This window comes from Nostoc sp. EspVER01 (genome assembly GCF_034530635.1).
Lineage (GTDB): Bacteria > Cyanobacteriota > Cyanobacteriia > Cyanobacteriales > Nostocaceae > Nostoc.
In genome coordinates, this window is record NZ_JAVRCS010000043.1 from 1 (window position 1) to 20,926 (window position 20,926).

General features: G+C 40.7%; 14 protein-coding genes and 1 pseudogene. 6 read left to right on the plus strand and 9 right to left on the minus strand.

The window, feature by feature from the left end; translation table 11 throughout:
* Positions 1-344 precede the first annotated feature (344 nt).
* Positions 345-920 (minus strand): single-stranded DNA-binding protein, encoded by a 576-nt coding sequence (locus RMX69_RS25235; protein ID WP_289798662.1) that lies wholly within the window; start codon positions 918-920, stop codon positions 345-347.
* Between the two features lie 418 nt (positions 921-1,338).
* Positions 1,339-1,922: pseudogene (locus RMX69_RS25240) on the minus strand (FAD-dependent monooxygenase).
* Between the two features lie 248 nt (positions 1,923-2,170).
* On the opposite strand from RMX69_RS25240, the gene RMX69_RS25245 reads away from it, so the two are divergent.
* Complete coding sequence (locus RMX69_RS25245; RefSeq protein ID WP_322639073.1) at positions 2,171-3,505, plus strand: ABC transporter ATP-binding protein; 1,335 nt, start codon at positions 2,171-2,173, stop codon at positions 3,503-3,505.
* A gap of 43 nt (positions 3,506-3,548) precedes the next feature.
* Here the strand turns inward: RMX69_RS25245 and cydB are convergent, their stop codons facing one another.
* From cydB to fldA, 4 genes are all read right to left on the minus strand, one after another.
* On the minus strand, positions 3,549-4,562 hold the full coding sequence (gene cydB / locus RMX69_RS25250; protein WP_322639074.1) for a cytochrome d ubiquinol oxidase subunit II: 1,014 nt from the start codon (positions 4,560-4,562) through the stop codon (positions 3,549-3,551).
* Positions 4,563-4,654: 92 nt separating this feature from the next.
* A complete protein-coding gene (locus RMX69_RS25255) occupies positions 4,655-6,097 on the minus strand; it encodes a cytochrome ubiquinol oxidase subunit I (RefSeq protein WP_322639075.1) in 1,443 nt (480 codons plus the stop codon).
* Positions 6,098-6,327: 230 nt separating this feature from the next.
* The gene (locus RMX69_RS25260; protein WP_289798665.1) at positions 6,328-7,080 is read right to left on the minus strand and encodes an alpha/beta fold hydrolase; all 753 of its coding nucleotides are present in this window, start codon (positions 7,078-7,080) and stop codon (positions 6,328-6,330) included.
* 67 nt (positions 7,081-7,147) lie between these two features.
* The gene (fldA, locus tag RMX69_RS25265; RefSeq protein WP_322639076.1) at positions 7,148-7,660 is read right to left on the minus strand and encodes a flavodoxin FldA; all 513 of its coding nucleotides are present in this window, start codon (positions 7,658-7,660) and stop codon (positions 7,148-7,150) included.
* 548 nt (positions 7,661-8,208) lie between these two features.
* On the opposite strand from fldA, the gene RMX69_RS25270 reads away from it, so the two are divergent.
* Positions 8,209-8,415: a hypothetical protein gene (locus RMX69_RS25270; protein ID WP_322639077.1), complete on the plus strand. Its 207-nt coding sequence runs from the start codon at positions 8,209-8,211 to the stop codon at positions 8,413-8,415.
* Positions 8,416-8,861: 446 nt separating this feature from the next.
* Positions 8,862-10,013 (plus strand): histidine decarboxylase, encoded by a 1,152-nt coding sequence (locus RMX69_RS25275; RefSeq protein ID WP_322639078.1) that lies wholly within the window; start codon positions 8,862-8,864, stop codon positions 10,011-10,013.
* Positions 10,014-10,087: 74 nt separating this feature from the next.
* Here RMX69_RS25275 and RMX69_RS25280 read toward each other — a convergent pair whose 3' ends face one another.
* Together RMX69_RS25280 and RMX69_RS25285 are read right to left on the minus strand one after the other, a co-directional pair.
* Entirely contained in the window at positions 10,088-13,471 is a 3,384-nt protein-coding gene (locus tag RMX69_RS25280; RefSeq protein ID WP_322639079.1) for an EAL domain-containing protein, read from the minus strand.
* Positions 13,472-13,901: 430 nt separating this feature from the next.
* Positions 13,902-14,786: a ParA family protein gene (locus RMX69_RS25285; RefSeq protein WP_322639080.1), complete on the minus strand. Its 885-nt coding sequence runs from the start codon at positions 14,784-14,786 to the stop codon at positions 13,902-13,904.
* 515 nt (positions 14,787-15,301) lie between these two features.
* On the opposite strand from RMX69_RS25285, the gene RMX69_RS25290 reads away from it, so the two are divergent.
* The 3 genes from RMX69_RS25290 (at position 15,302) to RMX69_RS25300 (ending at position 16,976) form a co-directional block, all read left to right on the plus strand.
* Positions 15,302-15,712: a 2TM domain-containing protein gene (locus RMX69_RS25290; RefSeq protein ID WP_322639081.1), complete on the plus strand. Its 411-nt coding sequence runs from the start codon at positions 15,302-15,304 to the stop codon at positions 15,710-15,712.
* Between the two features lie 340 nt (positions 15,713-16,052).
* Entirely contained in the window at positions 16,053-16,376 is a 324-nt protein-coding gene (locus tag RMX69_RS25295; protein WP_094352173.1) for a phasin family protein, read from the plus strand.
* 78 nt (positions 16,377-16,454) lie between these two features.
* Complete coding sequence (locus tag RMX69_RS25300) at positions 16,455-16,976, plus strand: FKBP-type peptidyl-prolyl cis-trans isomerase (RefSeq protein WP_289798670.1); 522 nt, start codon at positions 16,455-16,457, stop codon at positions 16,974-16,976.
* Between the two features lie 54 nt (positions 16,977-17,030).
* On the opposite strand, the gene RMX69_RS25305 is transcribed toward RMX69_RS25300, so the two are convergent.
* Complete coding sequence (locus RMX69_RS25305) at positions 17,031-20,915, minus strand: replicative DNA helicase (RefSeq protein WP_322639082.1); 3,885 nt, start codon at positions 20,913-20,915, stop codon at positions 17,031-17,033.
* Positions 20,916-20,926 lie beyond the last annotated feature (11 nt).

A 20,926-nucleotide genomic window follows, 5' to 3' on the forward strand; every position in this document is an offset into this window, starting at 1 on the left:
GCAAGGTCAGTACCAAGTTGAACGTTTTATGTTTAATTAGGTTGACCTACTTATCTTTAATTTCTCTGAGGATGATAAGTTGTTAGAAATGGTTATTTTATTGATTGATATTGGCAGCCATGATGAAGTTTATTAAATTGTAAGATAGAGGCTGAAGCTTGGGATTTAGAAATTAAAATTCTTTATCCCTAACTGCTCGATAGTTAAACTAAGTGATGTCTCATAACTAGATGCAAAGCGTCAACGCAGATAAAAAAATAGCACATCCTCAAGGATGGCTATTTGCAGAAATTGTCTAACTGTAATGTTAGTTATTAAATTGAATACACGCTCAACTACCAACTTTAGAAGGGGATATCATCTGGATCTGGTTCTTGCTCTTTCACTGCTGGATAAGTGGTTCGCTCATAATTTGTGGGTTGGGGTACGGGTTCGTAAGTTTTCGCTTGGGGAGCAACGCCAACAGGATTTGTAGCTGGGGTAGGCGCTGGAAGTGTTGACTCATAACTGGGAACGTCTTTTTGGGCAGGACGAGATGCTGGAGATGGTTGTCGTGGAGCAGTTTCAGTGAATGATGGAGTTACGGTTGCTGAGGGCGATGGATCGGTATTAAAACTACCTCCAACAGATTGAATTTGTTGCACCGTCAATTCAGCGCGTTTTTCTTTAAAACCTTCTTGACGCTCAACAGTATTCATAGTTAAACGTCCTACCAAGATGACGCGATCGCCTTGGTGGTAGTTTTGCTGAATTTCTGTCGCTAAATTCCCCCAGCCGACAACTTTCAGCGTGGCTGGCGGATCTTCTGGTTTCTGGGAATTGGGAAACTGCACTAGCATTTCCGTGACTCCCAAATTATCCGCTGTATAACGGAGTTGCGGCTCGTTAATAATTTCCGCCATTAAGACGCAGCTGTTCATTAAAATTACTCCTGACTGCAAAAAGTACTGATTGAAAAAGAGGGGTTTTTCTATGTAGTGCCAATTAATATCTAGATAGGTTTAATTGTTTGCATTTTTTAATAATGTTTGAACAAATTTTCTAACAGAATTCAGGAGTCAGAATTCAGGAGTCAGAAGAACACTTGATGAATGAATATACCAATCATACTAAACTGCTTATCAATTCTGACTTTTGACTCACCTCGGCTACGCTCGGCGACCACCTGGGTGCTGAATTCTTTTTAGTTATTTCTAGCATAAAAGCCAAGCGATTGCTTTGAACAGCATTGAATATACCGTTCGCCACCCTCGCTTGACTAAATTGAGCATTCAATTCTGCATAGAGTAGTATAATTGTACCACTCATTGATTAAATAGAAAAAATTCTTGCCAAAAATTAAGCCTTGACGTGAACTGGAAAAACACCCAAGGCGATCAACCTGGCTGGAAGGCCGCGCAAGACGGGTAAGCGCAAAAACGCAGGTGGTACAAAGGTGCGATTTGAGGTGATAACCGGGGCCAATACCCGCTTTTGGATCAAAGTTTGAAACGCCTGAATGATGCGTGTAGGCAACTCGCGTTGACGTTGTACTTTTGCTAAGTCGCTAAGTTGTACTTGTAGGGATAATGGGTTTTCAGATGACTAAAATCTGCGAATGTGACAGTATCTTGAGGAGTTTGAATACTAATTTGGCGCATTTTGGTATGGGGGAGTTTTAGCAAGCGATCGCTAAGTCCCAATTCCTCCATAATTTCCATCACCGACGGATGAATCGTATCGCCGCGAAAATCGCGATCGAAGTCTTTGTGTGCTTCCAGCAGCATCACCGAAATCCCTTGACGCGCTAACAACAGCGCCAATACTGCTCCTGCCGGGCCTCCACCCACAATGCAACAATCTGTGGTTTGTCGGTCTACAATGTCATGGACAGGATTAACGCTTGGGTCTTGAGAAAGATTTTTAGGTACATCGGTAGTCATAACAACACCTCCTGATAGCCCTAAAATTCAGGATAGTTTGCTTTTGATAGTGCAAGCTGTTTTTTTAACTTTTCGTATTTACCCTGAAGGTGTATTATGATGGGCGCTAAACTGTCATTGGTCATTAGTCATTAGTCATTAGTCCAAATCCAATGCCCAATGACGCCACTTGCTCCACTTGGGGAAACCCCAAGACCGCAGTGGCTCCCCCATGCCCAATGCCCAATCCCCAATGACAATAATTAGTTGTGTCTCAAGTTGTTTTAGAAAACGTTTATAAAAGTTTTTCCCCGCGTAAAGGGGAAAGTGTTACCTCACAAACGCAATCTCCCCTCACATCTGGGGAGAATGATGCAGCGCAGGAACGTGCGGGAAGTGTCAATGTCTTGCGGCGGATTAACCTGACGATCGCAGATGGTGAGTTTATGGTGCTGGTAGGCCCTTCTGGTTGTGGTAAAAGCACTCTACTGCGACTAATCGCCGGCTTAGAAGTGATGACTGGCGGTAATATCTGGATAGGCGATCGCTTAATCAATGACTTACCACCCAAGGAACGCGACATCGCAATGGTGTTTCAAAATTACGCCCTCTATCCTCACATGACGGTGTATGACAACATCGCTTTTGGGCTGCGGCGTAGGGGAAGCAGGGGAGCAGAGGAGCATACTTCGACTGCGCTCAGTAACCAGAGGAGCAGAGGAGAAAATACTCCCTATCTTCGGACGTGGGCGGAAAATCTTTTTGGGGGGGCGACAAGAAAGTTACCTAAAGGATTGCGCTACACTTCTGACAAAGAACGGGCGGTGGATCAGCAGGTGCGTAGTGTTGCCCAACTGTTGCAAATCGAAACCTTGCTGAATCGCTTACCCAAACAGCTATCTGGGGGACAAAGACAACGGGTTGCATTGGGACGAGCGATCGCACGTGACCCCCAAGTATTCTTAATGGATGAACCGCTTTCTAACTTAGATGCCAAACTGCGGGCGGAAACCCGCGCCCAAATTGTGAAATTGCAGCGCCAATTGGGGACAACGACAATTTACGTTACCCACGATCAAACAGAAGCGATGACAATGGGCGATCGCATTGCAATTATGTCTGAGGGTAAAATTCAGCAAGTTGCTTCTCCCTTAGAACTTTACAACCGTCCTGCTAATCTTTTTGTAGCAGAATTCATTGGTTCACCACCGATGAATTTTATTCCTGTAGAATTTCATGCCCCGCAGTTGATTACTCATTCCCAGTTGCGTTTCACTCTGCCAGAAATTTGGGGAAAAGCTTTACAAAAATATGATCGGAAAACTCTAATTTTAGGTATTCGTCCAGAACACTTAAACTTGAGTATGCCTGCTACCAAAAATCTACCAGTGCAAGTGGATTTGGTAGAGAATCTCGGCAACGATTCTTTTCTCGCTGTTAAGATTGCCGAACCAGGATCTCAACCTGCTACTACAGCCAATTCCCTACAAGTGCGAATACCACCAGACCGATTTGTACAACCTGGCGAGCAACTTTGGTTATCTCTAACTCCAGAGAAAATTCACTTTTTTGACCCGGAAACTGAGTTAGCGATATTTCCCTAGAATCAATCTAAAATCTAAAATCTAAAATCCAAAATTGTGTCACCTATTCCCCATAATGTGTGTCTGCAACTTTCCCTCGAAACACAATGTAATTGTAGATGTTGTAGAACAACATAATGGGAATCAGAAATCCAATGAAGATAATCATAAACACTAACGCGCTAGGTGCTGCGGCTGCCTGATAAATTGTGATACCTGGGGGAATAATATAGGGAAAAACAACTAATCCTAACCCAACAAAGGTAAGTAGAAAAAGCAGCACTGTCCAAACGAGGGGAGTAGTTTCTGCTTTGCGGTTCAGGCTTTGAATCAATAACCAAATCAGCAGCACACCTAACACTGGAATGATTGAAAATAGATACACTTCTGGCTGATGAAATAACTTTGCTCTGGCATTTTCATACACAACAGGGGTAGCGATCGTGATCAAGATTGCACCTAAAAGCGTTGTCCAGGCAGCGAGTTTGGCTGTGCGGTAATGGGACGCTTGTAGTTCTCCCTCAGTTTTTAAGATGAGATAGGTGGAGCCAATCAATACATAACCCTGGATTAATGTCAAGGCAACCAGGAGCGATCGCCAATCGAACCAATCCCACATACCGCCGATAAAGTGACCCGCTGCATCCACCTTGATGCCTTCCAAAATCGTGCCCAAGGCGAATCCTTGAAATAGCGCCGCCATGAAACTACCGACTCCAAACGCTACATTCCAAAACACTTTGTTTGTAGAATGCTCTCGAAATTCAAAGGCCACAGCCCGAAAAATCAAGCCAAAGATCATCCCAAAAATAGGAATGTAGAGCGCATTTAAAATAGTGCCATAAGCCAGAGGAAATGCCCCAAACAACGCACCCCCCATCAACACCAACCAGGTTTCATTGGCATCCCAAACATTACCCAAACTCGTCATTAAGATGTCGCGTCGGTCGTCATTGGAACTTGTTAGTGATAGGATGCCTACGCCTAGATCAAACCCGTCTAACATGACGTAGAGAAATAAAAACAGAGCTAAAATGACAAACCAAACCTGCGCTAAAAAGTGTTCCAGATTCTCCATACAGTTACCTATGATTTACCATACTCAGCACTCTTCATTACGAATTACGAATTGCGAATTACGAATTACGAATTACGAATTGCGAATTGATTTCATTGCTCTGCTTCTACAGGACGTTGATCTGGAACAAATTCAGCCGGAGTAGTTTCTGCGACAGGTTCGGTGTCAACGCCTGGAAGCGGAAGTTCCAGATTCGGGCCTTGACGAATGATGCGACTACCAAAGAATAAAGCACAAATAAACAGGGTTGTATAAATTCCAGTAAAAATGATCAAGGATGTTAACACCTCACTAGCAGGTAGGTGAGAAACTCCGTCTGCGGTGCGAATTTGCCCATAAAGCACCCAAGGTTGCCGCCCAACACAACGCACAATCCAGCCTGATTCGACGGCGATGTAGCCCAATGGAGCCGCCAAAATCCAGATTCGCAGTAGCCATTTCTGCGAGGCGATCGCTTCTGGTGAGAGTTTTCCCCGCAACCACTGAATCACACTGAGTCCCATCAATCCAGCCAAGAAGAAGCCAATGCCGCTCATAATACGGAAAGAATAATAAATCAAACCCACCATCCGGGGGCGATCTTCAGGCTTCCAATGTTTCAGTCCAAGAACGGGTTTAGAGAGGTTCTTTTTAAATTCCAAAATATAGCCTAAGCCGTTGGGAATTGAGATTTCCCAATCATTTTGCTCAGTCTGATTATTGGGTAATGCCACCACACTCCAAGGCGCGGGCTGTCCGGCTGGAGAGGTTTCCCACTTGGCCTCCATCGCCGCGAGTTTGGTAGGTTGATAATCAGCTACTTGTTCGGCGCTGAGGTGTCCGACATAGATTTGTAATGGGGTGACTGCGATCGCAGTTGCTAAGACAATTTTAAGCGATCGCGCAAAGAAAGCCTGATGACGTTTGTTGAGAATATACCAAGCGCTAATTCCCCCAATCACAAACAGCGAAGTTTCCAGCGTCGCCAAAAACATGTGCGAGACACTGTTGAGCATGAAGGGATTTAAAATTGCCTGAAAGTAATCATCCACAACAAACTTCCCATTCACCATTTCTCCGCCAGCAGGAGTCTGTAACCAAGAGTTGGCCGCTAAAATCCAGAAGGTAGATAGGTTTGCGCCAAAGGCAACCATAATCGTGGCGAAATAGTGAATCACTGGGTTGACTCGTTCCCAGCCAAACAGCATAATCCCCAGAAATCCAGCTTCTAGCATGAATGCCATCGAAGCCTCAAAGCCTAAAATGCTGCCAAAAAAGTCGCCTACCGCTTCGGAAAACGGTGCCCAGTTCGTGCCAAATTGAAACTCCATCGGCAAACCGGATGCTACACCAATACCGAAGTTCAACACATATAGCTTTGCCCAGAAACGAGCATGGTGATAGTAATCGGGATTGCGTGTTTTGAGCCACATTCCTTCGACTATGACTAGATAAATCCCCATCCCAGTGGTGAGAACAGGCCATAGCATGTGAAAGATCGCCGTCAGTGCAAACTGCATCCGCGATAAGGCAACGGTATCCGAGAGAAAATCCATGAACTAACCTCTGAATTCGTTTAAATCTTTACTTGCACAGCATCTTTGGGTTATAGCCGAATGCATTAAAGATACCACTGGGAACACAAGAGGAGTACGAAAATTTTCTCCGTTGTAACTCAGTCTGCCTACACAAGCATTTTGTGAGACTTTAATTAGCGATCGCTGCACTAAATTTCACAAGTGCGTAGCCGTAAGGTTTGTCCTCAGACATTGCACTCTGAAAGTTATTAACTTGTAGAAGTGCTAAAAGATAGTGCAGATGCTTCCAGTAGATGCGGATGGTGGCGTTCCCAAAAACTCAAAATCTGTTCGCCAACCTGTTGAGGATAGAAGTAGTGAAAAAAATGATACCCTTGTGGGCATTCCCAGAGCTTATCTTCTGGCTTGAACCAATTCAACCAGTCATGTAATGCAGTTGGGTTGACTACCGGATCGCTCTTGCTACCACATACCATCATTGGCATAGAAACTCCACCCTTGGGTAAATAAACCAACTTAAATAAAGAGTGTGATGATGGAGATTGTTCTAAATCTTTATCTAAGGCAGCTACTAACTTTTTAGTGGTATGAGCTGGTTGATTTCCAAATAGACTGCGAACGCTGCTTGCCAAAACTAACTCACGGCTAATGCTAAAAAGTTGTCGTTGAAAGTAATAGTGAGCTTGCCAATTGTTTGCAGGTTGAGCTGCTACAGCCAGCAGAGTTAGCGATCGCACTTTTTGCGGAAATCGCCGCGCAAAGGTTAAGGCGATCGCACCACCCATAGCATGTCCTGCTAAATGCACAGGGCGATCGCGCCATTCTAAAAACTCATATAGCAACTCCACAGCTTGATCTATGGAACTGGCTTCATCTTTGGTTTGCTGGTATTCCCACTGGGCGACATTTATATACCTAGATAAATATTCAAGTAATGGTTTATCAAAACGCTGCAAAACAGGACTGGCACTTAACCATAAAATATCAAATGAATCAGACATAAATACCTATAACTTCTAAATTATCAACTTCAACAAAGGCGCACAGCTAGCTGTGCGCCCCAAATCTCTACAAACCAAACTCTGTCTTCAACTGAGCAACCCAAGTTTTAATTCGCTCATCTGTTAAATCAGATTGACTACCTTCATCAAGTGCCAATCCGACAAACTTGCCATTTCTCAAAGCTCTAGATTGATCGAATTCATACCCCTCAGTTGGCCAGTAACCAACGGTTTTACCACCCCGTTGGGAAATTTTTTCTTCCAGAATTCCAATTGCATCCTGGAAGTTATCGCTATAGCCATATTGGTCTCCATCACCAAAATAGGCAACCAGCTTACCACTAAAATCTATTTCATCTAGATCGGAGAAAAAGCCTTCCCAATCGCTCTGAAGTTGACCAATATCCCAAGTAGGAGAGCCAATAATTAGCAAGTCATACTCATCAAAAGTGCTGCTATCCGCTTCGTAAATGGGATGCAATGTCACAATATCATCACCAAACTCATCCCGAATTTTTTCAGCATCAGATTCAGTGTTGCCAGTTTGAGTACCGTAAAACAAACCAATTTTTTTTGACATATTGACACCTGATAAATAAATAGTTGTGTGTTCTGCTGAAAAGTCGCCCTGAGAGGTTGGTTAATCCAGCGTTCTCTGCCCATCAAGACATCGACTCAAGTGTTTGAACAGCCACGCAAGTCAAAAGCGTTATCTTTTTAGACAGTTTGCAAATAGCTGAAATACATGACTTCCTTAATGAGTATTAATCTCAATAACTCTGAAGATATAGTACCAGGCTTATTGAGAGTTTTTTTCATTTATATCAGTAAAGTTTTGTTAAGTATTTCAGCAAAAAAACCGAAAACTAGACGAGGCAGCAAGAATTCTCGTACCTTAATTGGTCAGAAACCTCGCACTTACGAGTCGTAATGCGTAAAGCCCCCGGAATAAACCGAGACTTGATCTTGGAAGGTCCCGTTAATTTTTGCGTTAACGTTCTTTGTAGATTAATCGCTTACAGCAGTTTTGTTTTAGTTTTGTTTTATATGAAGTACAAAGCTACGGGTTTTGAGGCAGGAGCAAGGAAGTAGAAACTTGATGGGCAAGTCCTGCTGTACCTCATTTACTTGAAAACAGCTGTAATACCATTTCACGAAATGCTTGATACCAATGATTTATCTCTAACTCTTTCCCCCTCTGACCCCGTTCGGGTAGGCTACCTCGGCTCCGGTTCCATCGAGCGACTTGTACTGAGCGTAGTCGAAGTAAGTAGAGATGATCGGCACAAGTCACGGCAAGCCTACTCCCCTGCTGCTTATTTGTATCAACCTTAAAGTGAAAAAGAATATAGAGACGAGCAGCACTAAGTCCCTATTAGGGTTCTGTATAACGCATATTTAATTTCTGGAAATGTCTTTTTAGCTTGATGAAGTCCGCTTATGCGGACTTCGCTTGTATAGCCTAGTCATTCCCAGAAATTACGCAACTGGCACAAAGTTAAATATGTGATTAAATCAGGTTGCAGTCAACGACTGAAAAGATATTTTACGTAATACGCATTATGGTTATCTCGTATTATGCAGAAGTTCTAAGTGTAATATACTTCCGCAGAAAAAATTTGGGTATTATTACTGAATCTTTATCAGTATTTTCACTGTATTATCTTCAGTTAAAGAGCCAAACCAATAGATTATTAAGAAAGTCTAAAGGTATGGATTAATACGTAGAATGTAGTTTAAAACATCCATTAACTCAATCAAAATTTAAGAGATACAAAGATATGTCAAATAAAGTCGCTAAGGAATTGGCTGATTTTCTGCTGCAAATAGAACAGCGATCGCAGCTTCATGCAGGCTATCCATATAATTTAAGTTGTGATTACAGTGCGATCTCTAAATTTTTCAATCTTCTGTTAAATAATGCTGGAGATCCATATATTGAACCAGATTTTGGTCTCCATTCTCGTAAGTTTGAGCAAGAAGTATTATCTTTTTTTGCCCAACTCTATAAAATTCCAGAAAATGAGTTTTGGGGTTATGTTACTGCTGGCGGAACTGAAGGTAATTTATATGGAATATTCTTAGCAAGAGAAATCTATCCCGATGGCATTCTTTACTCATCACAAGACTCTCATTACTCTATACCAAAAGCAGCAAAACTATTCCGCATTCAACATAATGTTGTTAACTCACAAATTAATGGAGAGATGAATTATGAACATTTTGAACAACTCATTAGCGAAAATCGCAATTATCCTGCGATCGTCAATTTGAATATTGGGACTACTGTCAAAGGCGCAATTGATAACTTAGACAAAGTTCTCGAAATCTTAGAACGCAATCAGATTAAAGATTACTACATTCATTGTGATGCCGCCCTTTCAGGATTAATATTACCCTTTCTAGATGGCGCTCCACAAGTTAACTTTCAAAAACCCATAGATAGTATAGCTATTTCTGCTAAATTCATTGGTTCTCCCTTGCCTTGCGGTGTAGTTTTAACTAAGAAAAAATGGGTAGAAAAAGTTGAAACAGCAATTGAATATATTGGTTCATCAGATACAACAATCCTCGGTTCTAGAAACGGTCATACCCCTCTGATTCTCTGGTATGCAATAAAAACCAGAGGTTATGATGGATTAGCCAAAGAAGCAAAGACTTGTATAGATAATGCGCAATATCTTTTCCAACAACTTAAAATCAGAGAATATCCATGTATGCTCAATAAATTTTCTAATACCGTAGTGTTTCAAAAACCTTCTCAAAGGTTAATTAAAAAGTGGCAGTTAGCAATTTATGAAAATTGGGTACACATTGTAGTCATGCAAAATATCGATCGGCACAAAATAGATACTTTTGTTAACGAGCTTTTGTTAGAAGAAGGGTTGCTCGATAAGGTAGACAATTTCCAACTACAATCATCCCGACACTAAGAAGAGATTGTCAAGTGAAATTTATTGCCCAGTTTGACAAAGTGTTTCTCTAAACAGAATTTGCTCCCAAAATTTTATCTTTTTAAAAAGTTTTTTCCGCACAAATTAGCAGCAAGTAGTATTTCTACTTCTGCCTGTTCCATAGGTGGTAAGAAAAAATACCCTTGCCCATAATCACATTGTAAAGCCTTCAATTGTGCTAATTGGTCTACAGTTTCTATGCCTTCTGCTGTTACAGACATATTTAAATTATGGGCTAATGTCACAATCGCTCGAATAATTTCTAAGTTTTCTCCTCGACTACCTATACTGGTGACAAAAGAGCGGTCAATTTTAATGGTTTTGATTGGTAGGCGATGTAGATAACTCAAGGATGAATAGCCAGTTCCAAAATCATCCATGTGCATTTCAACATTCAGCGCTGTTAACTGGGAAAGCACAGTGGTAGCTAATTCAAAATTATCCATCAACAAGCTTTCAGTAATCTCCAATTTCAAACAGCATGGCTCCAGCCCAGTTTGCTGCAAAATATGTTTAACCTGTTTAAACACATCAGGTTGCGTAATTTGTTTACCAGAAAAATTTACGCTAATCGTCAGAGGTTGTGAGGTAGGAAATTGTTGATGCCATTTGTGCATTTGGTAACAGGCTTCATAAAGCACCCATTGACCAATACTAATAATCATTCCAGTTTCCTCAGCCAAAGGAATAAAATCTTGAGGGGAAATAAGTCCTCGTTCTGGATGATACCAACGTATCAGTGCCTCAAATCCAATAATTTTGCCTGTTGTTAGTGAAACAATTGGTTGATAATCAAGGCGAAATTCTTCTTGCTTGAGCAGCGCATTTCGCAGAGCAGTTTCTAACTCTAAGAGCAAAGCTGCACCCTCGTGCATCTTTGGATCAAAAACCTCATAACGTGCCTTACCAAGTGATTTTGCACAATACATTGCCACATCAGCATCGCGTAAAATCTGCGCTGCTTGCTCATAATCTGCTCTACTTAAAGCAATGCCAATACTAACATTAGTAAACACCCGATGCTCATTTAATTGAAATGGCAAAGCTAACACCTTTTTAATTCGCTCGGCAACCTGTATTGCGGTGTTGACATCCTCAATTTCCTCAATTAAGATTGTGAACTCATCTCCGCCAAAACGGGCAACTATGTCTCCACCTCGCAGAACTGACTTTAGCCGATGAGAAATTGCAATCAAAAGTTGGTTTCCTAGTAGATGTCCAAGGCTGTCATTAACTACTTTAAAGCGGTCTAGGTCTAAGAAGAGTACAGCAAATAAATAATTATTTTGCTGTTGAGCTTGTTCTATTGCCTGTTGCACCCGCTCCATAAATAATCGTTGATTAGGTAATCCAGTTAGCCCATCATGAAGGCTATTGTGCAGTAATTGTTCTTGTGCTTCTTGACGTTTAAGAATGTCTTGTTGAAGTTGTTGATTAACTCTAATAAGTTCAATGGTGCGTTCTAGCACCAACTGCTCAAGCTGATAACGATACTGGACTAATTCTTCCTCTGCTAGCTTCCGCTTAGTGATGTCACGAACAATAACAATATACTCCCGTAGCAGAGAATTAAATGGCTGAGAAATCGTCGATTCAACAATTCGCAAACCTTGGTTAATTTTCAAGCTTTGCTCGCTTCTAGTAGACCATTGCTCCGGTTTGCCGCGATAGCATATTAGAAGTTGATTCAAGTTTTGCCCAAGTAACTCCTGAATACTTGTTTGAAATAATTCTTCAGCAGCTGCATTTGTCTGAGAAATTTTTCCGTCTTCATCTAATACTAAAACAGTATCTGGAACCGTATCTAGAGTAGTGATAAATAGGTTTCTTGCTTGTTTGCGCGCTTCATCAATAGCAATGATTTGTGGTAAAGTTGTCCAGCAAGCGATCGCAACTCCCGTAAAAGAAAGCGTCACTAATAAAATTGCAAGGAAAGAATTTTGAGGATTATTAGAAAGTCTATCTAAAAAATCACGAATAACCCAACTGATTGTGGCAGTAATACAAATCAATGATACTAAAACAATCACTTGTAATACTACAAAATCTGGATTATTTCTAATAGACTTAGTATCGTAACGCTGTGTCCACCAATTTGGATGTAATGGCGCAAATCTTAAGCGACGTAGCACTAAATCTCCGCTCATCAAAATAATGGGTAATAATAATCCCGCTAAGAAATCTCTCCAGTTCCAAGCTAAACCTCCCACTATTAAAACTACCGCCTCTACCAAGAAAAAACTAAGTGACCACCAAGGCCATAACACGTATGCTTTGCCACGACACATCCATAATCCCAGATGTAGACCCATAATAGACATGAGATAACAGGTGCCTGCTACTGTGACAAGTTGAGGTACATTTCCCAAATTTAGACAAAGCAAACTGAGGAGAAAGGTAACTAAAATAGCAGGACCAAGGACACCTTGACGGGAAACTAATGTAAATATCGGAGCAAGCTGTCTGTCTAAGGCAAGCTGGTATAATATCCGAGGAGAGTTAGAAACTGCTGTAGCAGAACTTAGAAGGCAAGATATAGTAATCAGAAGTGTTACTAGAAAGGGGGCAAATTCACCCCAAAAAGGCTTAGAAGCTGCTACTAGATTTAAGAACGCATCGTCACCTATTCTAGGATTGGGAGCCGAACACATTAATACCCAAGAACCACCTAGAAACACCGGAGGAATTAACCAAGCAGCTACGGTTAAAAACTTTAAAGTTTTATATGGATGGCGACTATCAGCAATAAAAGAAGAAGTGGTTTCACAAGCATAAATTGAATAGCTAGCTAGAAAAAACCACTTTGTCCATTCTTCAAAGCTTAGGCTATGTGTGCTAGTTGGGGAAAATTGAAAACTAGGAGATGAAAAGGCTAACCATAATACACCTTGAACACAAAACAATAACAGTAATAAAATCGCTGGGAATACAAAAAATAAATGTAGAAGCGCCAAAGCACGGGTGCCACTGAAGGCTAAAATAAATGGAATCGCTGTAAATAAGACTTTTAAGAAAGTTTCTGGACAAGAAATACCTAATGTTTCAAAATTGACTTTAATTAGGTTGGTTAGAATAATTGCATACAGTGCTGGTGCTGCTGCCCAGCTAAAAAAGTATCCTAATGCTACGTAACGGCCTAAGCCAGGGAAGTTCTTTAATAGCCTTGTGGTATAGTTTGGTGTTCCTCCGGCAACATCTGACCAATGTTTACCTAGACTTTGTACCTGCAAGTTAAGCAAGAAAGAAATAATCGTGCCAAAAAACCAAACTAAGATAGCTTTCGGCCCTAACGCTGCATGAATGATGGGGGCAGTACCAATCCATCCAACATGACCAGTTAACCCGAAGCCCCAGGTTTCGAGATAACTTAGAGTCCGTGGTAGGCGCATTAGCAAGTGCTGATTGTTGTCCGCCCGTGCAGAATCGTTACTAACCATTGTTTCTTAGTGAGATTTACTGACCTTTTCACTCAATAGCTGAATCTCACCGATTATAGCTTCCGTATAACTGCTGAACTTTAGAAAAGGATAACTCATTTGTCACTGAATTGGTAATTTTAGATTTTAGATTTTAGATTTTAGATTTACTCCATACCTAAAGTATTTTTCTTCAAGAAAGAATTTTAACTTTGAAATTTGAGATTTGTTCCACGTAGCTTGTTTATCGAGGAGTAAATAGAAATTCTCTTTCTTCAGACCTTTGTAAAAATCGAAAGGTTCAGATTTCCAACCTAATTTAATAGACATCTAGAAATTAATTATTTATTGCCTGAAACCCTTGTGAAGACGTAGCACTGCTACGTCTTTACATTCATATCTCTAATTTCATAAATCAGAAATCATGTTGTTCATCAATGATTAACTAGAGCTATAGCTTTTGCAACAACTCCTGAGTTAATTGCAAGAAAGCTTTTGAACCTGCTGATTGAGGAGCATTTAAAACAGCTGGCATAAAACTATCAACAGCTTTAGCAACATTGACATCAACCGGTATTTGTACCTTACAAATTTTATCGACACCAAAATCTTCGACAACGCGGTGCATTACTTGTTTATAGTATCTACCAGTGAGCAGGTTAGCACTGGACATACTAAATACAATTCCCAACATTTTTATATCTATCTTGGTTTCATGTCCGTGACTATCTTTTAATTGGGCAATTCGTCTTTCTAGCAGTTGAATACCCACTACAGATAATGGTTCGGGTTTAGCAGGAAGTATGTAGAAATCGCTGGCGGCTAAAGCACTACGAGTCAATAGATTATAGCCAGGGGCGCAATCGAGAAGGATAAAATCATATTCTTGACGTACTGGTTTTAAGATGTTATTGATTAAGACCCTTTCAAAGCGATTCCAAATCGTTTCAAAGTCCTGTTCGCCTAAAGCAGTTGCTTGCTGATGCAGCATTTCTGAAACAACAAATTCATCATATAAATCGATGTCTCCGGGTAATAAATCTAGTCCAGGAAGATTACAAACCTGGGATTGAACAATATCCTGAATTGTGAATTTTGCTTGGGGATCTGGATTGATAACTTCGTCTATCAGATACCTAAATGTCTTACTTTGTTTACGAAGCTTGGCAAAATCTAAAGGCGACATCAAACTGAGTGTGGCGCTAATTTGGCTGTCTAAATCAAGAACCAGCACCCGCTTGCCATGATTTTTAGCTAAACAGGTAGCTAAGTTGACCGTGAGGGTGGTTTTACCAACACCACCTTTCATATTGGCAGTAGCAATTACATATCCCATTGATTGAGTCCTCTATTGACGCATTCCCACTGTCTGTCAAGAAATAATTGAGGGGTGCGGATTGTTTTCTAGTTAACGCTAAAGCACAAACTACGAACCGATCAAATCAAACTTGACAGACTACTAGGTAGCGTACACCCCTGCTAATATCTTAAATCTTCCATTAAATTTAATATTTTTGGAAATTCAAAATATTGATTTCAGCGATGTTGACTCGATGAGGCAGCAATATGTAGTTGGGTTTTTAGCTGGAATTGTTCTAGGAGAATCCTTTGCTCCATAATGATAATGTTTGGCTTAATGTCGTAAGAGCGATCGCTCTCATTAAAGCAATTATAGAGGTATTGACAAATACAGTAGCCTTAAATCAATTGTGAGAAAATAATAGTGTTGTGAATATCACTAAGTATTGGGTGCAAAATGTGGATGCATTTGCTAATTGAATTGAACGAAGCCGATCGATAATTTCGTGAAATCAAAGGCGCATTTACACACAAACTTATAAGGTAATTAAAATGACTTACGATTCAGAAGATGTAGAACAAATACTGCAAAAAGCACTCACTCGTAAAGACAAAGGTGAATTTTCACGAGAACAGCTTTTAGAAATGGCATCTGAGTTAGGTATTTCTTCTAATATTTTGGAAGCAACTGAACAAAAGTGGTTGGCTCAACAAGAAGAGGAACGTTTACGACACAGATTTAATACTTTCCGACGCAGAGCCTTTTGGACACACTTTGTTTCTTTCCTAGCAGTGAATTTATTCCTCATTCTCTTAAATTTAATCACTAGTCCTAGTTATTTTTGGGCTATTTTCCCAGTATTAGGATGGGGGTTAGGATTATTTTTTCATTGGTGGAGTGTTTATCAGAGTAAATCAGAGGATTACGAAATCGCTTTTCAGGAATGGCGTACACAAATTTAACTTCTCCTTGAACGATCAATCTTAGATATTCAGCGATCGCTGTTGTCTAAATTTGTGCCTCCTTCTAGATAAAATCTTCTCATGAACTACTCACATTCACTGCCAGGGGTGAGTGTGAGATTTGTAATTTATAGGGAATTGCCTCTGACATCGCAAAATAGGTAAATTTGGGCAACCTTAAACTTAAGGAGTTGTGTAATCACGCCCTTTGATCCTTATCCTTGTGCTTGCCAATTTGCCAAAATAAAGCTGTAGGCTAGAATAACTACGCTTTAAAAAGCTTGATTGCCTAAACTCAGGAGCAAGGGTCGGCTGGTTAATAAGATAAAAGGAAGGGAATATGGACAATAACAACTGGTTGCAACAGCTAATGATGGTGGGTCTTGGTACAACGTCTATAGTCGCAGAAAAACTGCGGCAAGTCAGCGATGATTTAGTCAAAGACGGTAAGCTCAATCCTGAGCAAGCCAAGGCGGTAATAGATGATATTGCCCAGCAGTTAAAGTCGGAACAGGGAAACTTCGATGTGCAAATGCAACGGCAAATGCGAAATATGATGCAGGATTTGGGGGTGGCTCGCCAGTCAGAAGTGGACGAGCTGAGGGGTAGAATAGACCGTTTAGAGCGGCAATTGCGCGATTTAGAAAATAAGCTTTGGCGTTAGAATGTCCTTTGTGATTTAAACTAAATGTGTCCTGTTGGTAATCTTTTTGCCAGGATACCTAAGTAAGGAGAACTGATTTTGAAACCAATTTTCCTCAGCGTGGCGTTCATGCTGGTGTGTGTTGTGCTTTTGGTTGTGGGGCAAGTAGGAAGTAAACAGAATACTGCCATTGCTGCCGAGTTAACCCAAACGCCGCCAGTATCCACAACTGTAACTGAAAACAATATCTTAATTGCGAGTAATACTATGTCTGATGCTAATGCCGTAACCACTCCCTCTGGATTAAAGTATGTGGAGTTAAAAGAGGGGACTGGGGCAACTCCTAAACCTGGACAAACGGTTGAAGTTCACTATGTCGGCACTTTAGAAAATGGTACTCAGTTTGATAGTTCACGCGATCGCGGTCAACCCTTCAGCTTTAAAATCGGTGCTGGACAGGTAATCAAAGGTTGGGATGAAGGACTTAGCACCATGAAAGTAGGCGGTCTTCGTAAGTTAATCATCCCATCTGATTTAGGCTATGGCGCTCGTGGTGCTGGTGGCGTGATTCCACCCAATGCAACTCTAATCTTTGAAGTGGAATTGCTGGGAGTTAAATAGGGATTGGGGCATTGGGCATTGGTTTCTCCCAGTTCCCAGTCCCCAATTCAATGGCTAAATTTTTAAATTTTGAAACTTTGTAAACTGTGGATTGAACAAAAGTTTCGCTGTACCCGTAGGCCCGTTGCGGTGTTTAGCTATAATAACTTCTGCAATACCGCGATCGGGAGTATCGGGAGAGTAGTACTCGTCGCGGTATAACATTATTACTAAATCCGCGTCCTGTTCGATCGAATTGTGAACTATGATGTTATTCGCAACAAAGTTATGCAAACCAGGAACCGTAAGATCAAAGACTTCTTCCTCGCCGCTATATTCAATTGAAATTATTTCGTCCCAATAAACATCACTTTTGGCAAGAGTAACGAGTTTAGATGATTGAACAACTTTGCCGACTTTTAAAGCTCTTTCCCGACTTAAATTTACTTTGTAAAGAGTAGAGCCACAATACGAAATTCCAATAGAGGCTTGCAATATCCGTGTGGTGAAGCCAATAGCCTGCATTGCAGGTACAACCTCTATTTTCCAAACATCCTTCGGAATTATATCTCTATTAGGGTTGTGAATACTGTTTTCAAGGTGTTGGAAAATATCTTGGAGTGAACGTAGCTTATATTCTCCAACTGCTCCAACATGAATAATAAACAACTGGAGATCGGGCTTACCAGTGATTATTACATGATGTTGATTTCTGCCTTTCCCAACTTGAGGAACTGTCCTTAGTGTTGCGTTAATGCCAAGTCTTAATAAAAGTGTCTGTATATCAAAAGCTAGTCTCTGGCTACTCGTTGCATAATATGCAATAGGTCTTAAGTTTTTTCCTGCAACCAATTTTATACAGCCATCTGTACTCCAAAGGTGTCTTAAAAAGCAACTTATTAACTCTTGAGGTTGTGAGAACAATTCTTGAGGTACAAATTTTTCATAAGACCTTAAACCAAAAACACCGAGAGAGTCTAGCCATTTGGCTATTGGATTTCTTACATGATGAGTTAGATTCTGTGCTGCGGATAAGTAAACTTGATACCACCCACGTTCAGGTGAAATTCTAGGAACAATTGAATCTCCAAAAACTTCTGTTGCCAAGAAAGCAACATTCTGAGCTAAATCTATCTCTCTGGTAGTGTACTGTATGGCATGACGTGGTAATGTACAACCGTCGCCAATTAAATGTCCTAATAATGCAACTTCCGCATAAGTCATGGTTTGTTTACCAGAACTAGGAAGATGTCTTGGTAAACATAGATGTTGTTTAGGAGTTAATTCATCAAGTCTTTTCCAGCCATTAATTGTTAAAAATTTGTGATTACCTGTGGCACGGATTTTTCGACCCAATCGAGTTGTTAAAGTAAACAGAGGCTTTACACCAGTAGAAAAAGCATTGCTAACAATTGCTTTTTCTAGCTGCATTGTAGCTTCGTTCAACGCCCAAACTGCAAAACCAGATTTACCTGCTAATTCCTTAATTGGTACTTGCAGTCCGTCTGGAGCTAATGTTACCAAAGTATCACCTGCCAAACAACCGGATTCTCTCAAATCAGATAACATTGGACGCTTGTTTGTGCGTGCTTCCACTCCTCGACTCAACTGAGATAAGGCAATAACTGGAACAGATAATTCCCGCGCTAAACCTTTGAGTTGACGCGTAATTTTTGATAATTCTTGTACGCGATTATCACCTGCTCCTTCCATCAATTGCAAGTAATCTATTACAATTAATCCTAATTCAGTGCCAATTTCAGCTTGCAGTCTTCTTGATTGACTACGCATTTGTGTAACTGTAATATTCGGCGTGTCATCAATATAAATTGGCATCTCGGAGAGGATACCAATAGCGCGGCTTAAAGGTTCCCACTGCGTTTGACTCAGGCGACCAGTTCGCAAATAACTACTTTCAATTTGCGCTTCACTAGCTAATAGACGTTGCGTCAGTTGCTCTTTGGACATTTCCAAGCTAAAAAAAGCAACTGGTAATTTATAAGAAGCAGCGATATTATGAGCTAGATTCAGACAGAACGCGGTATTGTGAACACAGATATCATTGGCGACAAAATTGTGTGTTTCTGGGATTGTTAAGTCATAAACTTGTTTGCATCCCATCGATTCAATCGAAACTATTTCATCCCAGTACACATCACTCGCTGCTAACTGTTGAAGTGGCGAATTTTCTAAAGTACTTGCTAATATCCAAAGCCTTTCTCGTGTTAAAGCACGTTTCCCAACATGGATATTTGAATACCCTTGAATTCCGGCACGTTGAGCTAAAAAAGTCCAAGGTTCATTACCTTTAGCTGTTGTTATCTGTTCCCAAATTTCTATTGGAATGAGGTCACGATTTGTTTGATATCTCTTTTTAGCTATTGCATCTGCGACTTTAGTTAATGCCTCTTCTTTGCCAAAAATACCAATTTCTGAGATAAAATTTTTGATGCTCTGGGCATCAGTAATATCTAATTGCCAAGCTTGTCTGCGAGTGTCTTTATATTTCACAGAGCGTTTTTTCAGACTGGCAATAATTCCAAATCGCAATAACAAATGTTGTATTTGTCTAGCTAATTTTTCGCTGACAGTACAGTAGCCTAACTGCGATTGACCGCTTGTAAGTACTGTAGCCCATCCATCGGTTGCAAATAAACGATTGAGGAATAAGGAAACTTGCGATCGCTCCAATTTAAAAATAGCTTGCGGAATGATTTTGGCATCAGCTTTTTTGCCCCATAGTCCTATGTTTTCCAACCATGTTGTTAAAGGATTCTTTTGCCCTTGAGACATAGCTGCATAGAGTATTGGGGTGCGTTCACTCCTAATTTCTATCCTAACTTTCAACTTGGGTGAAAAGCTGATAACAGCGTCTGTGAAATCATTTTGGATGCGAGAGTTAATATTAGTAAATTCTGGTGTTGAATCTGTTAAGCATCCATCACCTATGAAATATGCCAATAATTTAACTTCACACTCGCGGATAGTTTCTGTACCAAATACATTAAGTTTACGAGCTACAGCAATTTTATCCCCTACTCTTAATTCTGAAAGTTGTCGCCATCCATTGATGGTTAAATAAGGATGGGTGATAGTACTTTCAATATATCGTCCTAAGCGAGTAGTAACACTAAAAACTGGTTTAATGCCGTCATTAACAAAGGCTGAAGCTTGAGTTAAATGAAACTTCCAATCATTTCCTAAAGTTATTAACTCAGCTTGCCGACGATGATATATTTCTTTAATAGTTGAGATACTCCCGTCACTCAAAAGTATTTCCACATTTTCATGCAAACATTTCCCCATTGATGGGCGGCCCGCGATAATAATCAAATCAGAACGCTGAAAGCCGCTAGTCATGGCATCTAAATCGTAAAATCCGCAGGGAATTCCAGGTAAGGCGATGCCTTGATTTCGATCTTCAATATCCTGAAAATTATTAATTAGAGTATCAGAAATGTGAACTAAACCCGATTGGGGACGCTCTTGAGTAACGCCGAATACTTTCTGTTCTGCTTGATCTAAAACCTGTGGTAACTCGGTTTCTGTCTCGTAACCAAGATGTACAATTTCATTGCCAGCTTTAATTAACTGTCGCCGCAGGTATTTTTCCATCACCAACCCGGCTAACCCGTCGATGTTCACCGCTGACACTGTGCGGTCTACCAGAGTTGCTAATTTATTTCTGCCACCAATGCGGGCAAGCAAATCATGGTCAGTCAACCAACTTGTGACTGAGAGCAAATCTGTGGGTTTACCTTGGGCATGGAGCCTCACAGCTGCTTGATAAATATCTTTGTGAGCGCTAATGTAAAAAGCTTCAGGAAGAAGGCGATCGCTAACTCGACTAATCGCTTCTGGATCTAGCAAAATACCACCCAAAATCGCTTCTTCCGCCTCAATATTTTGTGGTGGGAGGCGATTGCTACCATCGCCTTGAAAACTCAATTCTTCAGCCATAAACGATTTTA

Bases quoted from the DNA above. Each gene is read 5' to 3' on its own strand.
- RMX69_RS25235 (WP_289798662.1), bottom strand. From the start codon at position 920: ATGAACAGCTGCGTCTTAATGGCGGAAATTATTAACGAGCCGCAACTC.
- cydB (WP_322639074.1), bottom strand. From the start codon at position 4,562: ATGGAGAATCTGGAACACTTTTTAGCGCAGGTTTGGTTTGTCATTTTA.
- RMX69_RS25255 (WP_322639075.1), bottom strand. From the start codon at position 6,097: ATGGATTTTCTCTCGGATACCGTTGCCTTATCGCGGATGCAGTTTGCA.
- RMX69_RS25260 (WP_289798665.1), bottom strand. From the start codon at position 7,080: ATGTCTGATTCATTTGATATTTTATGGTTAAGTGCCAGTCCTGTTTTG.
- fldA (WP_322639076.1), bottom strand. From the start codon at position 7,660: ATGTCAAAAAAAATTGGTTTGTTTTACGGTACTCAAACTGGCAACACT.
- RMX69_RS25275 (WP_322639078.1), top strand. From the start codon at position 8,862: ATGTCAAATAAAGTCGCTAAGGAATTGGCTGATTTTCTGCTGCAAATA.
- RMX69_RS25280 (WP_322639079.1), bottom strand. From the start codon at position 13,471: ATGGTTAGTAACGATTCTGCACGGGCGGACAACAATCAGCACTTGCTA.
- RMX69_RS25285 (WP_322639080.1), bottom strand. From the start codon at position 14,786: ATGGGATATGTAATTGCTACTGCCAATATGAAAGGTGGTGTTGGTAAA.
- RMX69_RS25290 (WP_322639081.1), top strand. From the start codon at position 15,302: ATGACTTACGATTCAGAAGATGTAGAACAAATACTGCAAAAAGCACTC.
- RMX69_RS25295 (WP_094352173.1), top strand. From the start codon at position 16,053: ATGGACAATAACAACTGGTTGCAACAGCTAATGATGGTGGGTCTTGGT.
- RMX69_RS25305 (WP_322639082.1), bottom strand. From the start codon at position 20,915: ATGGCTGAAGAATTGAGTTTTCAAGGCGATGGTAGCAATCGCCTCCCA.